Source organism: Planococcus sp. VCh962 (assembly GCF_057748275.1).
In genome coordinates this window covers 63774-85914 of the sequence record NZ_JBYLHS010000011.1, presented here as the reverse complement: position 1 = coordinate 85914, position 22141 = coordinate 63774, and the positions used below count along the sequence as shown (strand labels likewise).

Below are 22141 nucleotides of genomic sequence, written 5' to 3'. Positions count from 1 at the left end.
TGAGCCCGGTGCAATACCGGACGCATGCCAGCCAATTAGCTGCATAACGAAAACTCTAACTTTAAGGGGTCACTACCTTTTCGACTGAAGAAACGGCTTTTCACTTATTTGCTTGAGTATTTACTCGGAATTGATTTCCATTGATCTTCCAACCATTGGTCGAAGTCATCGCCTTTATCACCTTTATACGTGTCATAAATATCGACGCGCGTTTTTTGCAATTTCACTTTGAAATCTTCAAAAGTATGGTCTTTCGGCAAACTTTTCTTAAGGCGCACAAATGTTTTTGAAGCATCTTTGATCAAGTCGAATTTTTTGCGTTCCGGCATTTCCACGTCTAGCCCAAAATCCTGCAATGCCTCAAAAGCGGCTTCTTGCACTTTATAAACGGGATCGTTGTTCAAGCGGTGCGTCAATATATCGATTGTCTGTTTATGCTTCCATTTGCTCAGCTCTTCAACCGCAGCCAAACGTTCTTTCCAGTTTGCTGTCCGGTTTACAGCCTTTCTCAATTCGTCGTAATTCGGTGGTAAAGTAGTGTTGTGTTGTTGACTCAAAAAATTCATTCTCCTTTGATCATTTTCCTTTTCGAAAAATGAAATAATCTCTTCCGTTGTCAGAAAAGCTTGTCCTTGTATTGTACCATCATCTAGCGGAAAGAACAAAAAGGCTGATAGTGATTATATTTTTTTCATTTTATTTTTTGGAAAATATTTTAAATTTTAGTTTTAATAGTTTGAATTTTATAATAATGGGTATTTTAAGGACTGTTACATACAAATTCTAGGAGGCGAAAGAAAAATATGTTGAGAAAAACGGTATTAGGCAGTTCGATGGTTTTGCTTCTGGTTGCTGGCACTTCTCTTGATACACAAGCCGCTGTGAACGACAAGGATTGTGGGGACTTTTCATCCCATCAGGAAGTAATGGAATTTTGGTATACAAATGGCTTCAGTGCTGAAAATGACCCTCATGACCTGGACCGCGATAATGATGGCTTAGCTTGTGAAGTAAGTCAAAGTGAATACGATAGTTTCGTTGCAAACAAAAAAGCAGGTGATTCTTCTGAAGATGCTGCAACTGAAGAAGATACAGCTGAAGGCGAAGAATTGCCAGATACAGCTTCCAACAACCCTCTTATGATGCTATTTGGCGCTGGTGTTGCTGGACTTGGTTCGTTGTTGCTGTTCCGCCGAAAAGGCCAACAAGCTTAATACTTATTATTTCAAATAGGCAGGATTGATTCTGCCTTTTTCCTTTGAGGTGATCTATCATGAAAAAATGGCTGGGACTGGCTTTAATAATAATTGGCTTAACAATTGCCCTCTATAGTTTATCGGAATGGTACACCGCGAAGAGCTCTGCACAAAATCTGTCTGATGCTGAAATTGAAAGTTTCAAGAAAGTCGAAGCTGCAGCTGGCAGCGAACTTGGAAAAGTGATAGAAGAACCAGTCAAAAAAAGGCCACAGCCGATGCCTGAACCTTCTCCAAAGCTGACTTCGGAAATCGACCGGCAGCTTGGAGAAAAAACGGCGAATCTAGTGATTCCGAAAATCGAACAAAAGTATTCAGTATACTGGGGTGCAGACCCTGCAACTTTGAAAAAAGGAGTAGGCATGTATGTCAGTGATCTCACGACCGTCCCTGGCGGCCATGGCCATACAGTTTTGAGCGGACATCGCGACACCGTTTTTGTGCGACTTGGTGAATTGGAAAAACAAGATCAATTGCTGGTGGAATACGAAGATAAAATTTATATCTATGAAATTACCGATATGTGGATCACTGACGCAGAAGACCGCAGCGTGATTGTGGAAAAAGATAAGTCTGTTCTGACATTGACTACCTGTTACCCTTTTGACTTTATCGGCTATGCACCAGATCGGTATATTGTGCAGGCGAAATTGGTTTCAATACAAGATGCTTTCTGAAGTAAATTTGAACATTACGTCTCTAGACATAAGAAAAAGCAAGGTTCAGTATTTGGCTGAACCTTGCTTTTTGATTTTAAAGTTCTGAAACCGCCTTTATGAAGCGTTCAACTTCCTCAAAAGTATTATACGGCGCCAATCCCGCCCGAATCCAGCCGCCGGTCTTATTGATATCCAGCCGATCGGCCAGTGTTGAAGCATAAAAGTGGCCAGAGGCGATAAAAATGCTGTGCTGTTCTGCCATGATCTTGCACACTTCTTCTGGCGCAATACCGGCTACTTGAAAAGCGATTGTGGGTGTTTTAGCCACGTTGCGGTCCGCTTCAAAGAGCGTGACTTTTTCAAGAGCCGCCAACCCTTCTCTTAAACGGGCAGCCAAGTTGTTTTCGTACCCTTCAATTTTCTCAAGCCCTGACAGAATCCGTCCCCTCCGGGTATCACCTTCTCCGAAACTTGCGAAGAATTCAATCGCCGGGCGAATTCCAGCAATGCCTTCATGGTTTTGCGTACCGGTTTCCAATTTATCGGGATAATAACTTGGTGCCGGCACCAGTTTATACGGCTCCAACTCTTCGAAAATCTCTTCTTTGATTGCCGCTATTCCAACATGTGGTCCGAAAAACTTATAAGCCGAGCATAACAGAATATCAACTCCTTGACGGTCCCGGTCAATTGGGATATGCGGTGCTGCATGGACGGCATCCGCTGCCACCAAAGCGCCGACTTCTTTTGCACGCTCGACAACCGGCTTCAGATCAACAATGGTTCCTACCGCATTTGAAGCAAGTCCGATTGCCACCAACCTGGTCTTTTCATTGATTACTTCTTCTAAATCCGATAAATCGAGCATTAATGATTCCGTATCCACTTTAATCCATCTGACTGTCAGCCCTCGGTCTTTTGCCATCAACAACCACGGATCGACATTTGCCCGGTGATCCATTTCCGTTACAACAATCTCGTCCCCAGCTTCAAATTGCTTGCCGAGTGCATTTGCGATGGCTATGGTAAGCGTTGTCATATTTGCTCCAAAAGCCACTTCATTTTCTTGGACACCTAAGAAATCACCCACCGCTTTTTTAGCTTCCGCAATGATATCCTCCGTTTCCCAGCTTGATGGGAATGCGCCATGCAGATTCGCCCCACCGTTTTCCATATATCCAGCAATCGCTGCAATTGCTGACTTCACTACTTGGGAGCCTCCTGGGCCGTCAAAATAAGCAACCGGTTTTCCATGATACGTTCTTTTTAATGCTGGAAATTGTTCCCGTACTTCAGTAATCGGAAAAGTTGTCTCTGATATTTTCATGTATGCAGCTCCTTTTCATAGTGATTCCCTTCTAATAAACCATGAAAAAGTCCCTCATGTCTATTTTCAGGATCACCAAATTCAGAAAACTCACTAATTATTTTTTAAGTTAAAAATCAAAAAACATGCATAAAAAAAAGAAGAGCGGGTAAAACCTGACTAGTGTTGCCTTTATTAAATTAAAAAAGTGGAGGGATTATTGATGGCAAAAGAACTTGCTGCACATGAATTACTCGAAGTTCATGAATTACTAATCTTTAAAACAGCTTGCGTTGCGAAAAGCAAAGTATTCAGCGGTTTGGTTGAAGACAAGAAATTGAAAGAAATCCTTGATGAAGACGTGGAACTTTCTACGAAAGCAATTAAAGATTTACGTAAAATCCTAGAAGATTCTACAAAATAATTGACTGGAAAGGAAGGATATTATGGCTAAACAAGACGAACAGAAAAAAAATGAAGTAACTGAAAACGAAGCAATCAATAAAGAAAACTTAGCAATTCCTGGCTCCATGTTGGATGACTTAGCAATTGCAACGGATTTTCTCGTTACTGCAAAAGCTGCTGTCCGTAACATTGCGGTGGCAATTACAGAAACGGCAACTCCTCAAGTTAAAAAATTATTGCGACGTGAATTGGACAACGCCATTGAAACTCACGACAAAATTGCTCAGTATATGATTAAAAATGAAATGTATCATGCCTATGATGTCGATGAACAAATTCAGCATGATCTGAAAAAAGCTGATATTGCACTAGAGCTGGCTAAGAAAAAGTAATAAAAAACCGTCCATTGCTTACTGGCAATGAACGGTTTTTCATTTTATTGTGCAGTATATCCGCCGTCCAATACGACAGCCTGCCCTGTAATGCCTGATGCTTTATCGCTCGCCAAAAACATGGTATAGTCTGAAATTTCCTGTACAGACAGGAGTCGTTTTTGCGGCACCAAAGGATAAATGACTTCTTCAAGCACTTTGTCTAAAGAAACATTGCGTGTTTTTGCTAAATCGCCCATCTGGTTGCGCACAAGCGGCGTATCGACATATCCCGGGCACATGGCATTGACGGTTATGCCATACTCAGCCCCTTCAAGAGCAGCCACTTTCGTCAAGCCAATAACTCCATGCTTCGCACTATTGTATGCTGCTTTTCCAGCGAAACCGACCAGTCCGTTAATGGACGCCATGTTGATGATGCGGCCTTTGCCTTGCTTCTTCATGATCGGGAAAGCATATTTCGTTGCCACAAAAGGTGCGACCAGCATAATTTTCACTAGCAGCTCAAATTTCTCAGTCGGAAATTCTTCGATTGGAGAAACGAATTGCATGCCCGCGTTATTAATCAGAACATCAAGCGAACCAAATGTCTCAACGGTTTTTTCGATTGCCTGTGCAAGTTCTGTTTCATTTGTCACGTCCACTTTGATGCCGATCGCTTCATGGCCTTGATCTTTCAAAGTTTGTGCCGCTTTCTTAACTGCTTCTTCATTAATATCTGTCAAAACGATTTTGGCACCGGCTTTAGCAAAATCCGCACTGATTTCATAACCAATGCCACTTGCTGCTCCCGTGATAAACACTATCTTATTTTCTATCATACAAATCACCTCCACTAAATTTTAAATGCCCAGCCCTAGTGAAAACAAAATGATCGCAATAATTGTTCCAAGAAGTGGCACAATAACCGTTACTGCTCCTACTGAACCATAGGCAGCTTTATGAGTTTCTCCGCAAATTCCCTGTATTGTCGTCACTACATAACCATTATGAGGCAATGAGTCCAGTGCACCGGAAGAAATCGCAATCGTCCGGTGAAGCGCTTCCGCGTTCACTCCCATATCCAAATAATGCGGCGCCAACAAAGGCAATGCGATCGCCTGTCCTCCGGAAGAAGAGCCTGTCATGCCAGCAATGACACTTACTGCAATTGCTCCGCCGATCAGCGGGCTTCCCGGAATGCTGGTCATGGCATCGACTGCCACTTGAAATGCAGGAGCCACCTTCGCAACGCCTCCAAAACCGACAACCGCTGCCGTGTTTCCGATAGCAATCAAAGCACCGATCGTGCCGCCGGTCAACGCTTTTCCCAAGTCTTGGAAATGCGTTCTATTCAATAAATATGTGGTGATTACTCCGCCCAGAAGTGCAATGATCAATGCTGATGTCTTCAAAGAATCGTGGAAGATATACGAAATTACCAAAACAACCAATAGTGGAATCAATCCCATAATCGGGTTTGGCAAATTACGCTCTTCTACCAGTGGATCGGTTTTGCGTGTTTCAAAGCGTTCTCCTTTAGTGACCGCTTTGTTGATCATGCGTTTCAGCCACCAATAGCCGAATACCGCCATAAATACAGCGACGGCAATACTGGCTTGCAAGCCGGCATATGGACTCGTTCCTAAAAATTCAATGGGAATCCAGTTCTGGATTTCCGGCGATCCGGCTGAAGTCATGGTGAACGTAACTGAACCTAAGGCAAGAGCAGCTGGAATGAAACGGCGCGGAAGATTCGCTTGCTTGAATAAGCTAAGCGCCATCGGGTATACCGAGAATGCTACAACAAATAAGCTTACGCCGCCGTAAGTCAACACCGCACAGGCGATGACTATAGCTAATACTGCCCGCTTGATGCCGATTTTGCTGACCAACCAGCGTGATACGCTATCAGCCGCTCCGCTGTCTTCCATCAATTTCCCGAAAATCGCTCCGAGCAAGAACATTGGAAACCAGGAAGTGATGAATCCGGAAAACCCGGTCATGTAATTGCCTAAAAAATTCACTTCCCCTTCTGCTACCATCTGCGGGAATAGCGGAAGGCTGCTGAACAAAGCGACGACAAGGGCACTCAATGGTCCGGCAATCAGCAAGTTCATGCCTCTCATCGTCAAATAGATAAGTAATGCAAGTCCTCCGATTAATCCAATCATACTTAACATGTTTTTCCCCCTTTGATTGTTTGTCAGGTTCTTCGTTTTCAGCAGTTTTGCTTCTGCCTTCAAACGGGCATCTCTAGCCGATGCCGCTGCAAACTTTTACTATTATTGATGCCGCCAGCATCCTGATAAGTAAAATAGCTGAACTTAAAAGTGAAAGCGCTTTCGATGGCCTTAAATAAAAAAGACCGCGTTTTCGAAATATTTAGACCTGACGATTTTTTTAGTGTACACTTCATTGTCTGATAGGTAAAATGAATATTACCTATAGTTTCCATAACTAAAAGTTATAGAAAGGCCGTGAAGAAATTGGATATCCGCCAGTTAAGTTACTTTATCGAAGTAGCCAAACATAGAAGTTTTACAAAGGCTGCACTAGCATTGCATGTCACTCAGCCTACTTTAAGCAAAATGGTTAAGAATTTAGAAGAAGAAATGGACGTTATGCTGTTCGACCGTTCTTCCCGCAAAATCGTATTGACCGATGCCGGAGAAGTGGTTTTTGTACAAGCGCAAAAAATTGTCAATAGCCTGGACGACTTGACCTCCTCCTTATATGATGTGATGAATTTAAAGAAGGGCAAAATTAATATCGGCCTTCCGCCGGTAATCAGCACTCTGTTTTTCCCGACCATTATCGCTGAATTTCAAAAAACATATCCTGATGTGGCAATCATGCTGGCAGAAGATGGTGCTAAGAAGGTAGAACAGAAGGTGCTCGATGGTGATGTCGATTTGGGCTTTGTCATGCTGCCCGTTGATGAGGAGAAATTTGATGTGGTGCCTTTTGTTCACGAAGAAATCAAATTGCTAGTCCATGAATCCCATCCGTTGGCAAATCGAGGCACCATCAATTTAGTCGAATGCAAAAACGATTCCTTTTTGCTATTAAGCAAGGAATTCACGTTGAACAGCCGAACCGTGGAATTCTGCATCAGTGAAGGATTCACTCCAAAAATCGCTTATGAAAGTTCGCAATGGGATTTTATTGTCGGTATGGTTGAAAAGAATTTAGGTGTCACCTTAATGCCAAAGCTTATTTGCGAACGGGTCAAGAACGGTCCCTTTAAAACGCTGTCTTTAACTAATACTTTTCCTTGGGTGCTCGGCATTATTTCTGCTAAAAATCGTTACATTCCTTATACTTCCCGTTCATTTATCTCACTTGTGAAAGATCTTCCGAAAGTGTAACAGCCTGACTGCGCCTTTATCAGTAGTTGAAAGCGCAGTTATTAAGTAAAAATAATATTCTTTTATTAATAAGCATGTATAAAACAAACCGAGAAAATGGTACGATTTATTTGATGGATTAAATTGACTAAATATTATGATTTAAATAAATATTAGGCCATTCCTACAATAATTCGAAGCGGGTGACTTATGCGCAGACTTCTTCCCTACATTCTTTTCGGTATATGTTGCTTATTGTTAGGCGCAGCGGCCCACGGTATTTTCCTGCGTGAATTAGCCGCCAACCGTTTTATGGCGGGGCCAAATGATGGCTTGTCACAAATGCTGCCGTTCAAAAACCTTCTTTATCATCAATATACATCTGGAGAATTTTTCTATTCCACTCTCTTCGGTTTTGGCACCGGCACATATAGCGAACTGGCTTATTATTTTTCTACTTCTATAATCTTCATCATAACGGTCGCTGTCGTTTTCCTTCTTGAAACATCCGGAGCCATCGACTCGCCGGATATTTTGTTTTGGGCGCATGCTGCCGTCATCATCAATATTGTCCGATTCGCTGCTGTTCTGTTTATAGCTACTTTTGTTTTTCGGTATATGAAATTCCGTCCTGTTCCCGCTTTTCTTGGCGCTTGCGTGTATGCTTTTTCCAATATCTATTTCCGCCATGCAACTTACTGGGAGTTTTTTGCGGACGCTTATTTATGGCTGCTGCTCCTTATTTTCGGGGTAGAGAAAGTATTACGCGAAAATCGGGGCGGCTGGTTCATGGCCGCTGTCGCTGTATCAATGATTGATAATTTCTATTTTGCCTACGTCAACTTCCTGCTGATCGGCATTTACATCCTTTTCCGCCTCTTTCTGCCGCTTGAAGAGAATGAAACGCCTAAACACACGGCTATCAGCAAATTTCTTATAACGGGTTTGATTGGCGCCGGCATCAGTGCCGTATCGTTTATTCCTGCTGTATATGCTTACTTGAACAATCACCGCCCGCCATATGTCCATGAAATTGAGTGGTTCGGATTTATCGATAATATTTTAATTACCAGTTCGTTTGTGGTGCTGCCTGCTGTTTTTGTCTTGCTGGTTTTCGCTTTTCCGCTTTACCGTGAACGGAATTTCCGCTTTTTCGCTTTTCTTGTGCTGTTTTGCATTTTGCTCCACTATAGCCCGAAAGCGGCGAGCATGTTCAATGGCTTTTCGGCTCCACAGTACCGCTGGGAGTATTTTATGGCTTTTGCTGCCGGTGGTGCAGTCGCTGCTGGCTTCAGCAATCTGTCCTCGTTAAAACTGAAACACATTGCTTTAGCCGGCGGCTTGGCTTTGCTTAGTTATGCATTATTCGCCTTTATCGACCCGAATCTAGGATTTGAGCGTTCATTACTGGCATTGGTCATTGGCGTGACGCTGCTTCTCTTTTTCTCCTATGTATGGGCTTTGCATAAAAGGTCTCGAATTGGACAAGCCTTCGTACTTCTTTTACTTCTGATTGGCATTGTGGTGAGCGGCTACCAATTCCTTTTAGCTCTAATGGAACCAGGAAGGACAGTCCAATTCCCTCTGTTTCTCGGCGTCATGGGAATCGCACTTTTTACATTCATGCTATTTGCACAGGTGAGCCGGAATGCAGTCTATGCAAAAGTCGCTGCCATCTTTATCGTATTGACCCTGCTATTTTCTGTTAATGGTTCTGAGTATGTCTTATTAGTGATTAGAGGGGAAACTCATCTTGTAACAGAGGAATTGATCACTGCACCCGATTATAACGATCCGGAAATCATCGGTTTGCTTGATGAAATCCGGAAACGGGAAACCGATCCTGTTTACCGCATCGAATGGATGGAAGGAATCCGAAACAACACACCGATTGCGATGAATTACCGGGGTTTAAGTGCTTATTCCAGCATCTTAAATGAACAGCTACTCCACTTTTATTTATTGGATTTGGAAATAGATATGGGAAGGGAGAGCGTCAGCCGTTATGCAACACTTGGCAAACGCGCAAATCTGCATAGTTTGCTGCAAGGGAAATACACCATTTTGCCTCATGGCGACACCAATGTGCCGGCCGGTTTTGAAGAAGTGCTGACTTCGGAAAAATTTTCAGTTTATGAAAACCGCTATCCTTTGCCTTTCGTGTACGGAGCTTCTGCAGTTTATAGCGAGGAGTCATTAGAAAAACAACCGATCTTAATGCGTGAACATGCCATGTTGTCAGGCATCATACTGAAGGAAACGGATATTTCCTCTCCATTGCCTTCTGCCCCAAATAAGTTGTCGTTTAAAACCGAGAATGAGAATGCGGTATTTGAAGATGGCATTTTAAATGTGACTAGTGAAACAGGTGGCATCAATCTCTTGCTCAATGATCCGGTCTCCTCCGAAAGCGATTTATATGTATCGTTTCATCTCGAGAATCAAGCAATGGATGCCCGATTTCCACTTACCGTGAATTCATACAGGACATCGAGAAAATCGAATATCTCTGTCTATAGAACCTTTGTAGACGATATTACCATCCGTGTGCCGGCCGATAAGTCTGTCCGAATCCGAATGCCGAAGGGCTCCTACGAATTGAGCGAGCTTGAGGTTTTTGAAGAACCCTATGATGTACTTCGGACAGAAGCAATGAAAGACCAGGCAGAACAGCAAGTGCGATGGGAAGGCAGCAGTTTAGACGCCCAATACTCCAATGAAACAAAAGCAAAATATTTGGTGATGCCAGTACCTTTTGAAGTTGGGTGGACAGCAGAAGTGAACAATAAAAAAGTGGATGTACTGGAAGCTAACTATGCTTTTTTGGCAGTGCCAGCTGAAGAAGGCCTCAATGAAATTTCACTTACTTACCGTCCGCCGCATTTTTATAAATCATTGTTAATTTCGCTGCTGTTTCTGATTGCTGGAATTTTCTTTACGCTGACACAAAAAAAGAGATTAGCAGCAGGATGAAGTTTTTATCTCCCCTTCCCGTTAGTTTTCTCAAGAAAGACATGATTAACTTTCCGAGAAGAGGGAAATCCATTAAAAACAGCATCTTTTGAATGGAGGAATAGCCATGAGTGATCAAAGCCTGCAGAGAATTTTCTATGCCGGCGCAGCAGCGGCTACAGCTTTTGTATTAATAAAAACGTATAATAACCGAAAAAAAACTTTTTGGGTATTTCCGGATCATGATATGCGCAATAGTGTAGAAGTCGATCATAAGGAAAGTCCAAATGCACCTTATGACCATGCCGAAATTGGGTTGACGGAACTGGATTCTGCGTACCGTTCTGAATGGGTCTCAATGGGGTATCCGAAAACTTATCATGAAATCGAAGAAAATTAGAAGTAAAGAAAATTATTAAATGAATAAAAAACAGGAAAGGCGACTGATGCCTTTCCTGTTTTCATTTCCCCCTGATCTGGAAAACCAAGTCCATTTTCTTGCCGACTCTTCACTCGACTAAGCTTGCGTAGACAATCAGCCTTTCTTCACGGGTTCCCCTTGAGTGGTCATAATCGCCTGAACAAGTGATCAACACAAGTTCCGGGGAAGACTTATACCCGAAAATCGAGGATAAATCTGCCGTCTCCAAAGGAATTGACTCCATTTTGTATACTTTAAACTTCAGTTCTTTATCTCCTTCTTTTAGAAGGATTTCATCGCCTGATTTCAATAAGGAAAGATCCCAAAAAACAGCAGGCCCATCGATTTGATCCACATGCCCCGCGATGACTGCCCGACCATTTTGTCCGGGCTGATAGCCGTGTGAAAACCAGCTGACATCTTTTCCATTGTCCGGCACAGCCATTTCTCCTGTTTTCGTAAGGCCTAGATGCTGGACAGCCGCTTCTACTTTAATAGCCGGAATTTCCAATGCAGTAGGCAAGATGCCGGAACGCTTAACGGAATTGATCGGATTTGCTGCCTGCACTGGCTGCTGTACTTCCACTGCTGGCTGCTGTTCCGATTCAAATCCCACGCTTTCACTGCGTACACTGACTTCATCTGTTTGTTGCTGACAGCCACAAAGAAAGACAGCGGCAATCACGATTAATAACCTACTCTTGAAATCGTTTCTTCCAAACGAACCCGCTAGCCGCAAACAAAGCAAAAGTGCCAAGCATCAAGAGCCAAGGAGTCTCTGAATTTCCCGGTACACCAAGGCCAGTTGTCGGCATACCATCCGGAGAAGCTGCTGCTTCATAGTCCACCAAAGCAATGACTTCCAAAGCATCCACAGTATTTACCGCAAACACACTATAAACTGTTCCTGCCGCTAATTCTGTTCCTTCCAGAGGCAAGACTTGAGTTCCATCTGGCAAGCGAATTTCCAAATCATAGGTGCCTGGATCCAACTCTGCATAATCTGTGATTCCTGGGAATTCAGCTCCGCTGAATAATGCATCCCCACCAATTAACCCAACATCTACAGCAGGTGCATCAGGAGATAAATGGCCAACACGTACTTTTGTTTTTCCTTCTGTAACTTCCATTGAGTCTTCCGCAACCACGAATTCAAGAGCATCGACAGTATTCGCTGCTGCTACTGTATAAGCTTTACCGGCTTCAACAGTCAAATCGGCTTGCAATACACCTGAACCTTCTGCGTATTCCGTTCCAGTAGCAAAAACTTCTACATTATGGGTTCCGGCCGGCACTTCTAAATATCCAGAATCGGCTTTGAATGGTACATTTTCCAGAGTTAAATCTCCATTGACGTATACATCGACTGCTGGGGCATCCGGTGACGCGTGGACGACTCTGACCTTAGCCATATGACTGTCTGCAGAGACTCCAATAGCAAGTGAAAAGACAAGGACTAGAACGACAGAAACTAAAGCAAAAATTTTCTTCATGTTCACTTCTCCTTTGTATCGTTTTTGTAAAACTTTTGTACAACTTATTTATAATACTTTTAGAAAGAAAAAGCAAGTAAAATTCTAATTATTCAGATTTTTTATTTGAATAAAAAAAGAAACTGCTCACTTTTTTGTAACAAAGTAAAAATACTTTCTACATTAAGCTTAAACAGTTTCAAATTTCTTATGCTCTTCTTTCCAAAAGGAGTTTTATAATGGTTACTGCTTTAAGGCGCGGTTGATAAGATTCCACTTATTTCGTCCATCAGCTCTGCTTCTAATCTTATTTCAGCAGCCGCAATATTCGAAAGCACCTGCTCCGGTTTTTTCCCTCCCGGAATGACCGCATCTATGCCTGGCTGTTCAAGAAGCCACGCAAGGGCCAAATTAGAGACATCCGTCCCTTTTTTATCAGCCACTTTCTTCAGCTTCTCTACGATGTCGAGATTCTTTTCAAAAGTGCCTTTTTCGAATAAAGGCACGCTATTGCGCCAGTCCCCTTCTTCAAGCTGCAGATCTTTTGTATAATTTCCGCCAAGTATCCCGAACGCCAATGGACCGTAGGCCACAACGGAAATGTTGTTCTGTACGCAATAAGGCAGAATATCTTCTTCAATCTGGCGGTCGAGCATATGGTATTCCAGTTGGACAGCTGAAATCTCCAAGCTTGAATTTGCTTCACGGAGTTGCTCAAGTGAGAAGTTTGACACGCCGATCGCTTTGATTTTCCCTTCCTGCTTTAGAAGGGATAATTCGGCTATTGCCTCACGGATTGGTGTCTTTTCGTCCGGCCAATGAATATAATACAAGTCGACATAATCCAGTTGCAGCCGTTTCAAACTGTCTTCAAGTGCGCTCCGGAGATATTCCGGGCTATTATTCCGTGTACCGGTGCGCCAGTCGCTTCCACCTTTAGTAGCGATGACATATTGATCGCGGCCATATTCCTTCAGTACTTCTCCAAGCAATTCTTCTGAGCGCCCTTTGCCGTACACATCTGCTGTATCAATAAATGTGATGCCATGATCCAAACCTGCACGTACAAAATCTTTTCCTTCTTCTTCACTCAATCCTTCGTAGAGGTTATGCCCTCCAACTGCGTTGGTACCAAGTCCTAGAGCCGAAATTTGGATATCTGTTTTTTTCAATGTAGAAAATCGCATGCAAACACCCTTCCTTTTTTATATTACCCTTATATAAGTTGCATTAAAGAATCTTCCTTTTATATCGTTTATTTTTCGGGAATCAATTCAATTGTTCCTGAAATTTCTGTCCCGTTCAGCGCCTGGGTGGCCAGGCGGTCCGCTTCTGCATTGGCTTTCCTCGGAACCAGTTCATATTCCGGCTGAATGCCAAGGTCTTTCAGCTTTTGGTCGATGCGGTCGGCCCAGCGCACTAAATCTCTTTCCAGCGCCGGCCATTCTCCGCTCATTTGGTTAATGACCACTTTGGAATCCCCGATAAACCGCACCGGTAAATGGTGGACATTCAATTGCTCAAGTTCTTGGACTCCCATGTAAAGCGCTGCATATTCTGCTTCGTTATTTGATAGGAGCTCTGCTACTGCTGCATTTTGGCGCAACCGGTAAGGCTTGCCATTCATTTCATAATAAACAGCACAGCCGAGGCCAGATGCCTGAGTCTCCCGGTCGTAGCCGCCATCAAAATAAACGGTGACATTATGGGGTTCTGTTTCGACGCCTTTTAAATATCCCTTCATCTCTTTCATGGTCCAGGAGCTATCGTAATTATCAATGAACACCAGGTTTTTGCTTCGGCCAGTCCGTTCCAAGTCTTCTGCGATGATTACTCCTTTAGCTGCAGGCATTTCTTCAGAGCGAAAAAAAGCTTCTGTACCTTTCGCCGTTCTATATGTGCATTCAATCCGAATGTTCATTGTGCCATACCTCCTTCTGCTGGCCAAACTCTATACTGCTCTTATTTCCTTTCCTGCAACGGATAAACTTGACGACTGCCAAAAGTTCATCACTTCTTTTAATGAACCGCTCTTAAGTCCATTTCTTTGATCTTAACCCTAATAAAGAAAGTCCTCTATTCATGCGGCTCTTCATAAGATAATAAGAGTACAAAGCTGAGGCTTTTTTCTTGGCAATCATTTTGCCGGTCAGTTTCTTTTCAACATCGCCGTTTTCAAAATAAGCCAGGCTTCGATTAATGCGCTCATCCCACATCATTTCGTTTATTTTTTCTTTCACTTGCTTAGATGTCAAAGTACGATTAGGGTGGAATAAATTATAGAAACAGGCCACAATTCTCCGTGTGTAGAAGTTTTCTATAAGCTGTTCGTTTGTTCCATGGTAAGAACCATTTTTGCGCAGAAAGTCTCGGGTCCTTTCAAGAAGCACTTGCTGATTTTCAAAAAAATCGCCTTGAAAATGGCTTGTAATCGAATCGCTGTTCAATGTTGTATAATGATACAACGCATCTTGGATGATCCGGATTTTTTCACATTTGTCCACATATTGCAAATTGAACAGCATATCTTCGCCGCGGCGCACATGTTTATCGAATCTTATGTGATGCTGTTTAATGATGGCGGTGTGATACAGCTTGTTCCAGTTGTAATGGAAAAAATAGTCCTGATAAATTTCTCCAAAAAAAGAAAGGAATTGACGCTTGCTAAAACTGCCAGCTTTATTGAAAAATAAATTTCGGGTACTTGTTTTCTGATTCCCTCCTTTAAGAATCAAATGGTAGCCGGCAATCACTAAATGCGCATCATCTCCCATAGCTTTTACCAAAGTCTCTGTCATATGTGGCTCGATGCTGTCATCGGCATCCACAAATTGAATATACTTTCCACTGGCCGCTTCAATCCCTGAATTTCGGGCAGCAGATGGCCCCGAATTTTTCTGATGAATCACTTGGACACGCTGATCAAGGCTTGAGTAGTCATCGCATTTTTTTCCACTGCTGTCTGTGGAACCATCGTCTATAAGCAGGATTTCAATATTTGGGTAAGTTTGATCCTGCAGGCTCCGAATGCATTTATCCAAATAATCATTGGCGTTATAGACAGGAACAATGATGCTCACTCGGTCAATAGGGCGCATTTTCCACCTCTCTTTTTACAATAAAAGCTGCAGAAAATACATGCTTCCATGTTTTTCTGCAGCTCTTTTTCATGAAGACATCGCCATGCCGCCGTTGATATGAATGCATTGTCCAGTGATGTATGCCCCTTCATCAGAAGCAAGCAGCACATAAGCACCTGCATGGTCAGCCGGCTGGCCCGGGCGCCCCAATGGTGTCGAAGTCCCAAAAGTTTTAACCGTTTCCTCATCCATCGTAGCAGGAATGAGCGGAGTCCAGATCGGCCCTGGAGCCACCATATTGACGCGTATGCCTTTTTCCGCCAGATTTTGTGCTAAACTGCGTGTGAAACCGACTATCGCGCCTTTTGTAGCAGTATAATCCATCAGCTGGGGATTTCCGATATAGGGATTGACCGATGTCGTGCTGATAATGGCACTTCCTTGCTTTAAATGCGGCACTGCATGTTTACTCATATAAAATACGGAGTAAATATTCGTTTTGAATGTTTTGTCCCATTGCTCCGCACTGATGTCTTGAATCTCTTCTGTCGGAAACTGGATCGCTGCATTGTTCACCAAAATATCAAGCTTCCCTAATTCCGATACCGTTTTTCCAATTATTTCTTTGCATGTATTTTCATCAGATACATCTCCAGGCACTAGCAAACACCTAGCACCTTCCGCTTCTATCAACGCTTTTGTTTCTTCGGCGTCACTGTGCTCTTCCAAATAATTGATTGCCACATGTGCCCCTTCTTTCGCATAAGCAATCGCTACTGCACGGCCAATGCCGCTGTCGCCTCCGGTAATGAGCGCAACCCGTTCTTTCAGTTTTCCGCTTCCTTTATAATCCAGTGGCTGGACCGGCCGTGGGTCCATCTGTGATTCTATGCCGGGTTGATTTGCCTGTGTCTGTGCAGGCTGTCCATCTTTTTGCTGATCGTAAATGCTCATCGTCCATTCCTCCTTATATTATCGTGTCCATAAGAATGTTTAGCCTCCCCTTCTCATACTTAAACGCCAAACAAAAAACAACCATTAAAACAGCGGCTCCCCGTCAATGAGAGCCGCTGTTTTACAGAAGAGCATTGCATGATGAATCAATAGCGATTCGCTTGCATTGCTTGATATTCTGGTTTTCTATTAAATTCCGCTTTGGCAAATGGACATAGCGGAATGATTTTTTTGTTCTGTTCTCTTGCTGTTTCTACAGCTGAAGCCACCAATCTGCTCGCTATTCCTTGCCCGCGCAAAGAATCGTTGACAAAAGTATGGTCAATGATCAACAAATTGCTGCCAGTTGGAACAAATGTGATTTCAGCAATTGTTTCCCCGCCTTCATTCTCTATATGATGCCGACGTTCACTTTTAATGATTTTCATCCTTCTCCTCCTTTCTTCATCGTCGGCTGTGGCTTCATCAGCAAAGGATTTGTATAGTAATCGCGATCTTCCCATTTTAATTCGTCGGCCAAAATGTCGAAAGTCGTATGGAAAAATTGCTGTACCGCTTGGCTAGGAGAAGATGAATTAAATGCTGCTTGAGCAGTCAAAAAATACTCACTTGCCTCTTGATCGTAAAAGGCTTCATCAGGTTCTAAAGTCGGCTTATTCAAATCTTTATTCATAAATGGATAAGGCAAGACAAAAAAAGAAGGTTCATCCGTCCGATCATCGCCTAACCAAAATCCATATTCGATAAATTGTTCATCAAATGCCGCTTTCTCGATAATTTTATCTTCCGGGAACGGCTCAGAAATATTTTGAACAATAATAGCAGATACATCAAAAGTTCCCCAAAATAAACCGGGCTTTACTTTCCGGCAGCGCAAAGGGCCAATGAACTTCAATTCTTCCCTCAATGCAAAGTGAAATAATTCTAATCCACGTAAAGCCTGAAGCGGTTCATAAACCTTGTGGACCGAGTCTTCACTCAACAATGTTTTCACATCCATCTCTTGTGGCCTTGGATTGATAGAAATGAAGATTTGATGCTGATGCAAAGATCGAAAGATGAAATCGTAATACATTTTGATGGGTATGCCATTCCGCAGATGTGTGGAATGTTTATGGCCATCTACGTTAATGCCCACTGTACTGCTCCGAATATCCACATCTACTTGAAAAGTATGGTTTTCATAGTAAAGCAGCCCTGTCGAAAAACCGTCCGGTGTCAGTGATAACATCACATGTGCCCATTGCGGCTCTTGCTGGGCAGCCTCAAGACGTATCTTGCCTAGAATCTGCGACAATAATTGCAAAGTCAATTTGGTGTCTTTCCATTCCGAGTGTTTTATAATTTCCATGCGAAGTCCCCTTCTTAATAGGCGTATGAAAACATATCGGTCGGCCGTTTGAAATAAAGACTAAAAAGATTAATTTCATAATATCATTTTCCTGATAAAAAAATTAACTATTTTGAATTTTTAACGAAAATTTCTAAAATACTTTATCGCCATTTTTCTTCAAGGCTTCAAGATTATTTAGAATAGAGTCTCCACAATCCATTCATCGTGATGGAATAATGAATGGTACTATTCCATGAATTTCATCATCGATTCTGTGGAGCTGTTTCCATACCTTCAGTGATAAATAAATCCAGGAAAAGTAATTTCAAGAAGCACGTTCACGTTTCGATTGGTGAAATACCCTTTGAACCAGCGCTCAGCCCTTGCTTTTTCACATCGCTAACCATTCGAATTCCCTCCTGATTCCTGTATCAATCGGAGTTTAACAGCTGGAATCCCATATAAATTGCCATTCCCCAAACAATTATTGCAGATACTTGGTTAAGCCGTGGAATCAATCTTCCAGTCTTGTCCAGTTGGCCAATTCTTCTTCCTGCTAAAGCTAAAGCGAAAAACCAAATCCAGGAAACTCCGATGCAGGCAACAGTGTAGATCCATTTTTCTATTCCTGTATAAATCAACGAACTAGTTCCGATTACACCAATCGTATCGATGATTGCATGGGGGTTTAAAAGCGATACAGAAGCAGCGAATGCAATTTGGCGCCTTGCTGTAAATTTGCCTGCAGCTTGCAGAGGAGTTATGGCAGAGTTTTTCCACATTACCCATCCCATAAAAAGCAGGAAAAAGAATCCTCCCAAAAATAAAGCATTCTTCAGCCAGCCTAAACCAATCACTAAAATTGATAGGCCGGCTACAGCAGAATAAATTAATATCATATCGCACATTCCTGCAGTGATGACTGCAGGCAAAGCTTTAGAAAACTTTTTATGGGTAGTTCCTTGATTGAAGATAAATACATTTTGCACACCTAACGGCAAAATTAAACCGAATGCTAAAATTATTCCATGAAACAATGGTTCCATTCCTTTTCCCCTCCACTCCTTTTCAGGATAACGGAGATTGAGAAGACTGTCTTTAGGCAATTATTAGACAAAACAATATGTTTTAATTCTATTTCCGGAAATTTTTCTCGATAAATTCCTGTTCCTGATCAGGGGTCAGCAAACCGGTGGCGCGTCCGACACTGCCGCCCTGCAATTCCCATATGTAATTATGCTCATGGTCGGCCTGGCTGAAATCTCCTTTTTTCCACCTTTCCAAAATATCAAGCAAGGCAGGTTTGGATGAGAAATCGCTCGAAATCACGATCGAATAAACTTCATCAATCGATTCAGGCGTCATTTCGATATTCCCCCATTTCTCCCGGGCTTCAACTTTCTGATGAGACATGCCGTTCATCATTTCCAATACTTCTATTTCTGATTCACTTGCTGGTACCGTAATCGTGTAATCTAGCACATTGCCTTCTTCTTCCTGAAAATCTCCATTGAGATAAGCAGTAACCGTTTTGGGCGGACTCAAAATAGCTAAAACAGCAACTACACCAATTCCAATCAATAATATTCCTGCTGACACGTATTTTAGCAATTCTCTTTTCACCATAGATCCCTCCAGTAATAAAACCATATAGCGACGGTAAAATTGTTATAATCGGTAACTTCGAATAAAAATATTCATCATTCACTATTTTATATAAATTCTGATTATTAATAACTACTATATCAAATATAAATGGGAAATTCTATCTAAAATATTTAAATTATCTAATAAATTAAAAAGCATCCTTTAAAAGGATGCTCAGACTGTAGACAAAGTATGCTTGAAATGAATAAGACGGTCTCAACCCCAACCGGTCCGGCCACTTCGCTTTCCGTGGGCACGGCCTCAGCCGCTTCACTCACTGCGTTCGCTCCAGGGTCTTCGGCTCGCGCTGGTCCCACAGGAGTCTCGTGGCCGGACCAGTTGGGGGTGTCGCTTGACTTCACGGAATCCCTTCCATCCAGGATGCCGCTTTTCCGATAAGTGAGGAGAAGCGGCATCCTGTGTTCACTTCACGCCAGGTTCCGCAGCGGAAACCGGCGAAAGGCAAAGGTGTGCTCCTACACCGCTGCGCTAGCTTCGTCGCAAACGAATCGCGCAAAATTACTTTTGCACCATTCGCTTCCTGTGGGGCAGCGTAGCGACGAAGTGCCGAAATCCACTCGGGCGCCAGTCAAGACTTGACCGAGGCTTGCGAGGACAAGTCTTTGCGACGAGCTCGCGCAGGAGCTCAGGTTTTCGTTAGTTCGGCGCGAGCCCGCGGAAAGCGTCCGGTTGAAGCGCAGGAACCGAGGGGAGGAACTTTTTTTGATCGTTATTCACTTGATTGAAAGTATCTTCTTTTGTCTACAAGCTCAGCATCCTTTAAAAGGATGCTTTATTGCTCGTTTATTGTTTCCAGGCTTTAAAAACTTTTGCTGCCATTGCAGCTACCTCTTCGCTGCTTTCGTCTTGTTTCTGGTTTTCAATCATCATCGCAAGGATGAACGCAGGATCAGCAGTGTTGTAGCTGATGAAATAATCATGTTCTCCTCTTCGGCTTTGAGCTGTACCAGATTTTCCGGCAAGTGGAACATCTTTCAATTTGGCTGCTTTTGAAAAACCTTCATTTACGGCATTATGCAGGCTAGTGCGGATTTTTTCGGCGTTTTCAGCGTTGGTTAGTTCTGTTTTCCACACTTGCTTATCTTCTTCTTCCAAGAGGAAAGTAGGTTTATAGATGGTCCCTTCCGTCAAAAATGGTTCGTACATTGCTGCCAGATGAAGGATATTCACTTGCATCTGGCCCTCGCCATATGAAGTATCCGCCAGTTGCCCTTCTGAACCGAGAGCGCCGTTATTTGAAATCTGCGAAGGAGTGAGCGGAATTGGAAACGAAATTTCTTCTCCAAAACCGAATCCCTTTAACCCTTCAATAAACGCATCACGTCCAATATCCATCGCTTGACGGGCAAAATAAATATTATCCGAGTAAACAAGCGCTTTGTTCAAATCAATTGGATTCGGCGCTTTATCATGCACCCGTTCCACCCGGTAATTCCCCCAGGAAGGCACTCGTTGCCATGTCTTCCCTTTAATTTCGAATCCTTCAGCCGCATCCAGTGTGCCTAGTTTCATTCCGATAGCTGCGGTAATGGGCTGAATGGCTGAACCCGGTGCATACGTCGCAGCAAAACGATTGAATAAAGGATTCAGCGGATCTTTTTGCAATTTCCTGTAGGCTGACCCGCTGATGCCTAAAATAAATTCGTTTGGATTAAAACCTGGTGAACTGAGCAGCACAAGCGTTTCGCCGGTTTCCGGATCTACTGCGGCACTGGTTCCGGCTTTGCCGCTCATCGCTTGATAAACTGTTTTTTGCAGTTCGGCATCTATTGTCAATTTGATGATATCTCCTTGCTTTGCCGGTTTATCGGCTGCAATGATTGGTTCCATTCCTCCATGCGGTTTTTTAATTAGAATTCGCACACCTTGCTCCCCTCGAAGCCGTTCCTCTAATATGCTTTCCAATCCTTGCCGTCCGATCAAATCACCTTGCTCATACCCTTGGCCTTGCCGCTGTTCTAGTTGTTCTGCGGTAATCGGTCCGATATACCCCGATAAATGGGATAGCGCAGCTCCATAAGGATACTCACGCAGCGGCACTTCTTTTTGTTCAGTGCCTGGTATCGCAAAGATTTGCTGCAAAGCGCCGGTTGCTTTAGCAGGAAGCACCGCGAGCGGAACGTAATGCCCCGGCTGCACCCAACTTTGATTCAGTTTTTCATCGATTTCATCTGCTGTAATGTTTAAAAGAGCAGCAAGATCATTTTTCTTTTTCGCCTCGTCAAAGTTTGCCGGTACCACTCCAATTTCAAAACCCTTTCCATTGACTGCAATCGGTTTGCCGTTGCGGTCATGAAGTTCTCCCCGTTCAGGATCCGTGCGTTCAATTTCAACAAGATCCCCTTCTTCAAGCTGAGGGAAAATGAAAGAGGGGTTCCATTCCACAAACCAATCTTCTGTTTCTCCTTGTGCTTCAAACAACATCGTCAATGTCCGATTGAATTCCACTTGCCCTGCTGCAGTGTCCATCGTGATTCGGATGGGAAAATCAGCAGGTTCTTCTTTGCTCCAACGAACATCGGATTCAGGCTCCTTATAGCTTACACGGACATTTTTAATCGCTAAGTCTTTATATAATTGTTGCTGCCATGCCACAAACGTTTCTTGTTCAAATGCCATTTTAGTGCCTTCCGTCAAGTAACTGCCATACATGCCATTAAAATCCGCTTGTTCCCAGTGGCCAATGTATTCCATTAAGCGATTCTCCGGTGTTGCTTGCTCTTCCAGCGGCTGTTCTTTAGGTGTCGCTTTCTGCTCTTCCTGACAGCCTGCAAGGAGGATGATAAGTAAAAGTAAAAGAATGACGGACCCTCTTTTATTCATCTACTGACCTCCGTTTCAGTCCTTTTCACCCCAATACCCGATTAACAGAAAAGTTAAATGCCGTTGCCGGCAAATTGAAAAATAAAAAGGC

Annotated in this window: 23 protein-coding genes; 7 read left to right on the top strand and 16 right to left on the bottom strand. The window is 43.1% G+C overall.

The features are described 5' to 3' along the window. Window positions 1-104: 104 nt before the first annotated feature. Window positions 105-566, bottom strand: coding sequence for a HEAT repeat domain-containing protein (locus tag AC3AQ9_RS19060; RefSeq protein ID WP_488309070.1), 462 nt, complete (start codon window positions 564-566; stop codon window positions 105-107). A gap of 240 nt (window positions 567-806) precedes the next feature. On the opposite strand from AC3AQ9_RS19060, the gene AC3AQ9_RS19055 reads away from it, so the two are divergent. Next, window positions 807-1214: an LPXTG cell wall anchor domain-containing protein gene (locus AC3AQ9_RS19055; RefSeq protein ID WP_488309074.1), complete on the top strand. Its 408-nt coding sequence runs from the start codon at window positions 807-809 to the stop codon at window positions 1212-1214. A gap of 59 nt (window positions 1215-1273) precedes the next feature. Further along, window positions 1274-1933 carry a class D sortase, LPxTATN-specific gene (gene srtD / locus AC3AQ9_RS19050; protein WP_488309069.1) on the top strand — a complete coding sequence of 220 codons (660 nt, stop codon included), beginning with the start codon at window positions 1274-1276 and terminating at the stop codon, window positions 1931-1933. 76 nt (window positions 1934-2009) lie between these two features. Here srtD and AC3AQ9_RS19045 read toward each other — a convergent pair whose 3' ends face one another. After that, window positions 2010-3242, bottom strand: coding sequence for a cysteine desulfurase-like protein (locus AC3AQ9_RS19045; RefSeq protein WP_488309068.1), 1233 nt, complete (start codon window positions 3240-3242; stop codon window positions 2010-2012). A gap of 202 nt (window positions 3243-3444) precedes the next feature. Between AC3AQ9_RS19045 and AC3AQ9_RS19040 the strand changes: the two genes are divergently transcribed. After that, on the top strand, window positions 3445-3645 hold the full coding sequence (locus AC3AQ9_RS19040; protein ID WP_300991792.1) for a spore coat protein: 201 nt from the start codon (window positions 3445-3447) through the stop codon (window positions 3643-3645). 106 nt (window positions 3646-3751) lie between these two features. Next, window positions 3752-4018: a spore coat protein gene (locus AC3AQ9_RS19035; RefSeq protein ID WP_437151168.1), complete on the top strand. Its 267-nt coding sequence runs from the start codon at window positions 3752-3754 to the stop codon at window positions 4016-4018. 44 nt (window positions 4019-4062) lie between these two features. Here the strand turns inward: AC3AQ9_RS19035 and AC3AQ9_RS19030 are convergent, their stop codons facing one another. Both AC3AQ9_RS19030 and AC3AQ9_RS19025 read right to left on the bottom strand, forming a co-directional pair. Then, on the bottom strand, window positions 4063-4839 hold the full coding sequence (locus AC3AQ9_RS19030) for a 3-hydroxybutyrate dehydrogenase (RefSeq protein WP_488309067.1): 777 nt from the start codon (window positions 4837-4839) through the stop codon (window positions 4063-4065). 21 nt (window positions 4840-4860) lie between these two features. After that, window positions 4861-6180, bottom strand: a complete 1320-nt coding sequence (locus tag AC3AQ9_RS19025) for a GntP family permease (protein ID WP_488309066.1) — start codon at window positions 6178-6180, stop codon at window positions 4861-4863. A gap of 306 nt (window positions 6181-6486) precedes the next feature. Between AC3AQ9_RS19025 and AC3AQ9_RS19020 the strand changes: the two genes are divergently transcribed. The 3 genes from AC3AQ9_RS19020 to AC3AQ9_RS19010 all read left to right on the top strand — a co-directional run bounded on the left by AC3AQ9_RS19020 (window position 6487) and on the right by AC3AQ9_RS19010 (window position 10699). Further along, entirely contained in the window at window positions 6487-7368 is an 882-nt protein-coding gene (locus tag AC3AQ9_RS19020; RefSeq protein ID WP_488309073.1) for a LysR family transcriptional regulator, read from the top strand. Between the two features lie 189 nt (window positions 7369-7557). Continuing rightward, entirely contained in the window at window positions 7558-10320 is a 2763-nt protein-coding gene (locus AC3AQ9_RS19015) for a YfhO family protein (RefSeq protein ID WP_488309065.1), read from the top strand. Window positions 10321-10426: 106 nt separating this feature from the next. Next, the gene (locus AC3AQ9_RS19010; protein WP_488309064.1) at window positions 10427-10699 is read left to right on the top strand and encodes a hypothetical protein; all 273 of its coding nucleotides are present in this window, start codon (window positions 10427-10429) and stop codon (window positions 10697-10699) included. A gap of 109 nt (window positions 10700-10808) precedes the next feature. On the opposite strand, the gene AC3AQ9_RS19005 is transcribed toward AC3AQ9_RS19010, so the two are convergent. The 12 genes from AC3AQ9_RS19005 to AC3AQ9_RS18950 form a co-directional block, all read right to left on the bottom strand. Then, window positions 10809-11405 carry a class F sortase gene (locus AC3AQ9_RS19005; protein WP_488309063.1) on the bottom strand — a complete coding sequence of 199 codons (597 nt, stop codon included), beginning with the start codon at window positions 11403-11405 and terminating at the stop codon, window positions 10809-10811. 10 nt (window positions 11406-11415) lie between these two features. Then, complete coding sequence (locus tag AC3AQ9_RS19000) at window positions 11416-12213, bottom strand: DUF4397 domain-containing protein (protein WP_488309062.1); 798 nt, start codon at window positions 12211-12213, stop codon at window positions 11416-11418. A gap of 230 nt (window positions 12214-12443) precedes the next feature. Next, window positions 12444-13379 carry an aldo/keto reductase gene (locus AC3AQ9_RS18995; protein ID WP_488309061.1) on the bottom strand — a complete coding sequence of 312 codons (936 nt, stop codon included), beginning with the start codon at window positions 13377-13379 and terminating at the stop codon, window positions 12444-12446. A gap of 68 nt (window positions 13380-13447) precedes the next feature. After that, complete coding sequence (locus tag AC3AQ9_RS18990) at window positions 13448-14113, bottom strand: ribonuclease H family protein (RefSeq protein ID WP_488309060.1); 666 nt, start codon at window positions 14111-14113, stop codon at window positions 13448-13450. Between the two features lie 112 nt (window positions 14114-14225). After that, on the bottom strand, window positions 14226-15290 hold the full coding sequence (locus AC3AQ9_RS18985; protein WP_488309059.1) for a glycosyltransferase family 2 protein: 1065 nt from the start codon (window positions 15288-15290) through the stop codon (window positions 14226-14228). A 69-nt stretch (window positions 15291-15359) separates the two neighbouring features. Next, a complete protein-coding gene (locus tag AC3AQ9_RS18980) occupies window positions 15360-16226 on the bottom strand; it encodes an SDR family oxidoreductase (protein ID WP_488309058.1) in 867 nt (288 codons plus the stop codon). A 146-nt stretch (window positions 16227-16372) separates the two neighbouring features. Continuing rightward, the gene (locus AC3AQ9_RS18975) at window positions 16373-16654 is read right to left on the bottom strand and encodes a GNAT family N-acetyltransferase (protein WP_488309057.1); all 282 of its coding nucleotides are present in this window, start codon (window positions 16652-16654) and stop codon (window positions 16373-16375) included. After that, a complete protein-coding gene (locus AC3AQ9_RS18970) occupies window positions 16651-17577 on the bottom strand; it encodes a DUF5996 family protein (protein ID WP_488309056.1) in 927 nt (308 codons plus the stop codon). The genes AC3AQ9_RS18975 and AC3AQ9_RS18970 overlap by 4 nt, the downstream gene beginning before the upstream one ends. A gap of 413 nt (window positions 17578-17990) precedes the next feature. Further along, window positions 17991-18605, bottom strand: coding sequence for a LysE/ArgO family amino acid transporter (locus AC3AQ9_RS18965; protein ID WP_488309055.1), 615 nt, complete (start codon window positions 18603-18605; stop codon window positions 17991-17993). A gap of 88 nt (window positions 18606-18693) precedes the next feature. Beyond that, on the bottom strand, window positions 18694-19185 hold the full coding sequence (locus AC3AQ9_RS18960; protein ID WP_488309054.1) for a DUF6241 domain-containing protein: 492 nt from the start codon (window positions 19183-19185) through the stop codon (window positions 18694-18696). 161 nt (window positions 19186-19346) lie between these two features. Beyond that, window positions 19347-19568, bottom strand: a complete 222-nt coding sequence (locus tag AC3AQ9_RS18955) for a hypothetical protein (RefSeq protein ID WP_488309053.1) — start codon at window positions 19566-19568, stop codon at window positions 19347-19349. Between the two features lie 442 nt (window positions 19569-20010). Next, window positions 20011-22050: a penicillin-binding transpeptidase domain-containing protein gene (locus AC3AQ9_RS18950; protein WP_488309052.1), complete on the bottom strand. Its 2040-nt coding sequence runs from the start codon at window positions 22048-22050 to the stop codon at window positions 20011-20013. Between the last annotated feature and the right edge of the window lie 91 nt (window positions 22051-22141).

Excerpts from the sequence above, each read along its gene's own strand:
- AC3AQ9_RS19025 (WP_488309066.1), bottom strand. The coding sequence starts at position 6,180 with ATGTTAAGTATGATTGGATTAATCGGAGGACTTGCATTACTTATCTAT.
- AC3AQ9_RS19015 (WP_488309065.1), top strand. The coding sequence starts at position 7,558 with ATGCGCAGACTTCTTCCCTACATTCTTTTCGGTATATGTTGCTTATTG.
- AC3AQ9_RS18975 (WP_488309057.1), bottom strand. The coding sequence starts at position 16,654 with ATGAAAATCATTAAAAGTGAACGTCGGCATCATATAGAGAATGAAGGC.
- AC3AQ9_RS19040 (WP_300991792.1), top strand. The coding sequence starts at position 3,445 with ATGGCAAAAGAACTTGCTGCACATGAATTACTCGAAGTTCATGAATTA.
- AC3AQ9_RS18990 (WP_488309060.1), bottom strand. The coding sequence starts at position 14,113 with ATGAACATTCGGATTGAATGCACATATAGAACGGCGAAAGGTACAGAA.
- AC3AQ9_RS18995 (WP_488309061.1), bottom strand. The coding sequence starts at position 13,379 with ATGCGATTTTCTACATTGAAAAAAACAGATATCCAAATTTCGGCTCTA.
- AC3AQ9_RS18950 (WP_488309052.1), bottom strand. The coding sequence starts at position 22,050 with ATGAATAAAAGAGGGTCCGTCATTCTTTTACTTTTACTTATCATCCTC.
- AC3AQ9_RS19060 (WP_488309070.1), bottom strand. The coding sequence starts at position 566 with ATGAATTTTTTGAGTCAACAACACAACACTACTTTACCACCGAATTAC.
- AC3AQ9_RS19045 (WP_488309068.1), bottom strand. The coding sequence starts at position 3,242 with ATGAAAATATCAGAGACAACTTTTCCGATTACTGAAGTACGGGAACAA.
- srtD (WP_488309069.1), top strand. The coding sequence starts at position 1,274 with ATGAAAAAATGGCTGGGACTGGCTTTAATAATAATTGGCTTAACAATT.
- AC3AQ9_RS19000 (WP_488309062.1), bottom strand. The coding sequence starts at position 12,213 with ATGAAGAAAATTTTTGCTTTAGTTTCTGTCGTTCTAGTCCTTGTCTTT.
- AC3AQ9_RS18985 (WP_488309059.1), bottom strand. The coding sequence starts at position 15,290 with ATGCGCCCTATTGACCGAGTGAGCATCATTGTTCCTGTCTATAACGCC.
- AC3AQ9_RS19035 (WP_437151168.1), top strand. The coding sequence starts at position 3,752 with ATGTTGGATGACTTAGCAATTGCAACGGATTTTCTCGTTACTGCAAAA.
- AC3AQ9_RS18970 (WP_488309056.1), bottom strand. The coding sequence starts at position 17,577 with ATGGAAATTATAAAACACTCGGAATGGAAAGACACCAAATTGACTTTG.
- AC3AQ9_RS18980 (WP_488309058.1), bottom strand. The coding sequence starts at position 16,226 with ATGAGCATTTACGATCAGCAAAAAGATGGACAGCCTGCACAGACACAG.
- AC3AQ9_RS18965 (WP_488309055.1), bottom strand. The coding sequence starts at position 18,605 with ATGGAACCATTGTTTCATGGAATAATTTTAGCATTCGGTTTAATTTTG.
- AC3AQ9_RS19010 (WP_488309064.1), top strand. The coding sequence starts at position 10,427 with ATGAGTGATCAAAGCCTGCAGAGAATTTTCTATGCCGGCGCAGCAGCG.
- AC3AQ9_RS18960 (WP_488309054.1), bottom strand. The coding sequence starts at position 19,185 with ATGGTGAAAAGAGAATTGCTAAAATACGTGTCAGCAGGAATATTATTG.
- AC3AQ9_RS19030 (WP_488309067.1), bottom strand. The coding sequence starts at position 4,839 with ATGATAGAAAATAAGATAGTGTTTATCACGGGAGCAGCAAGTGGCATT.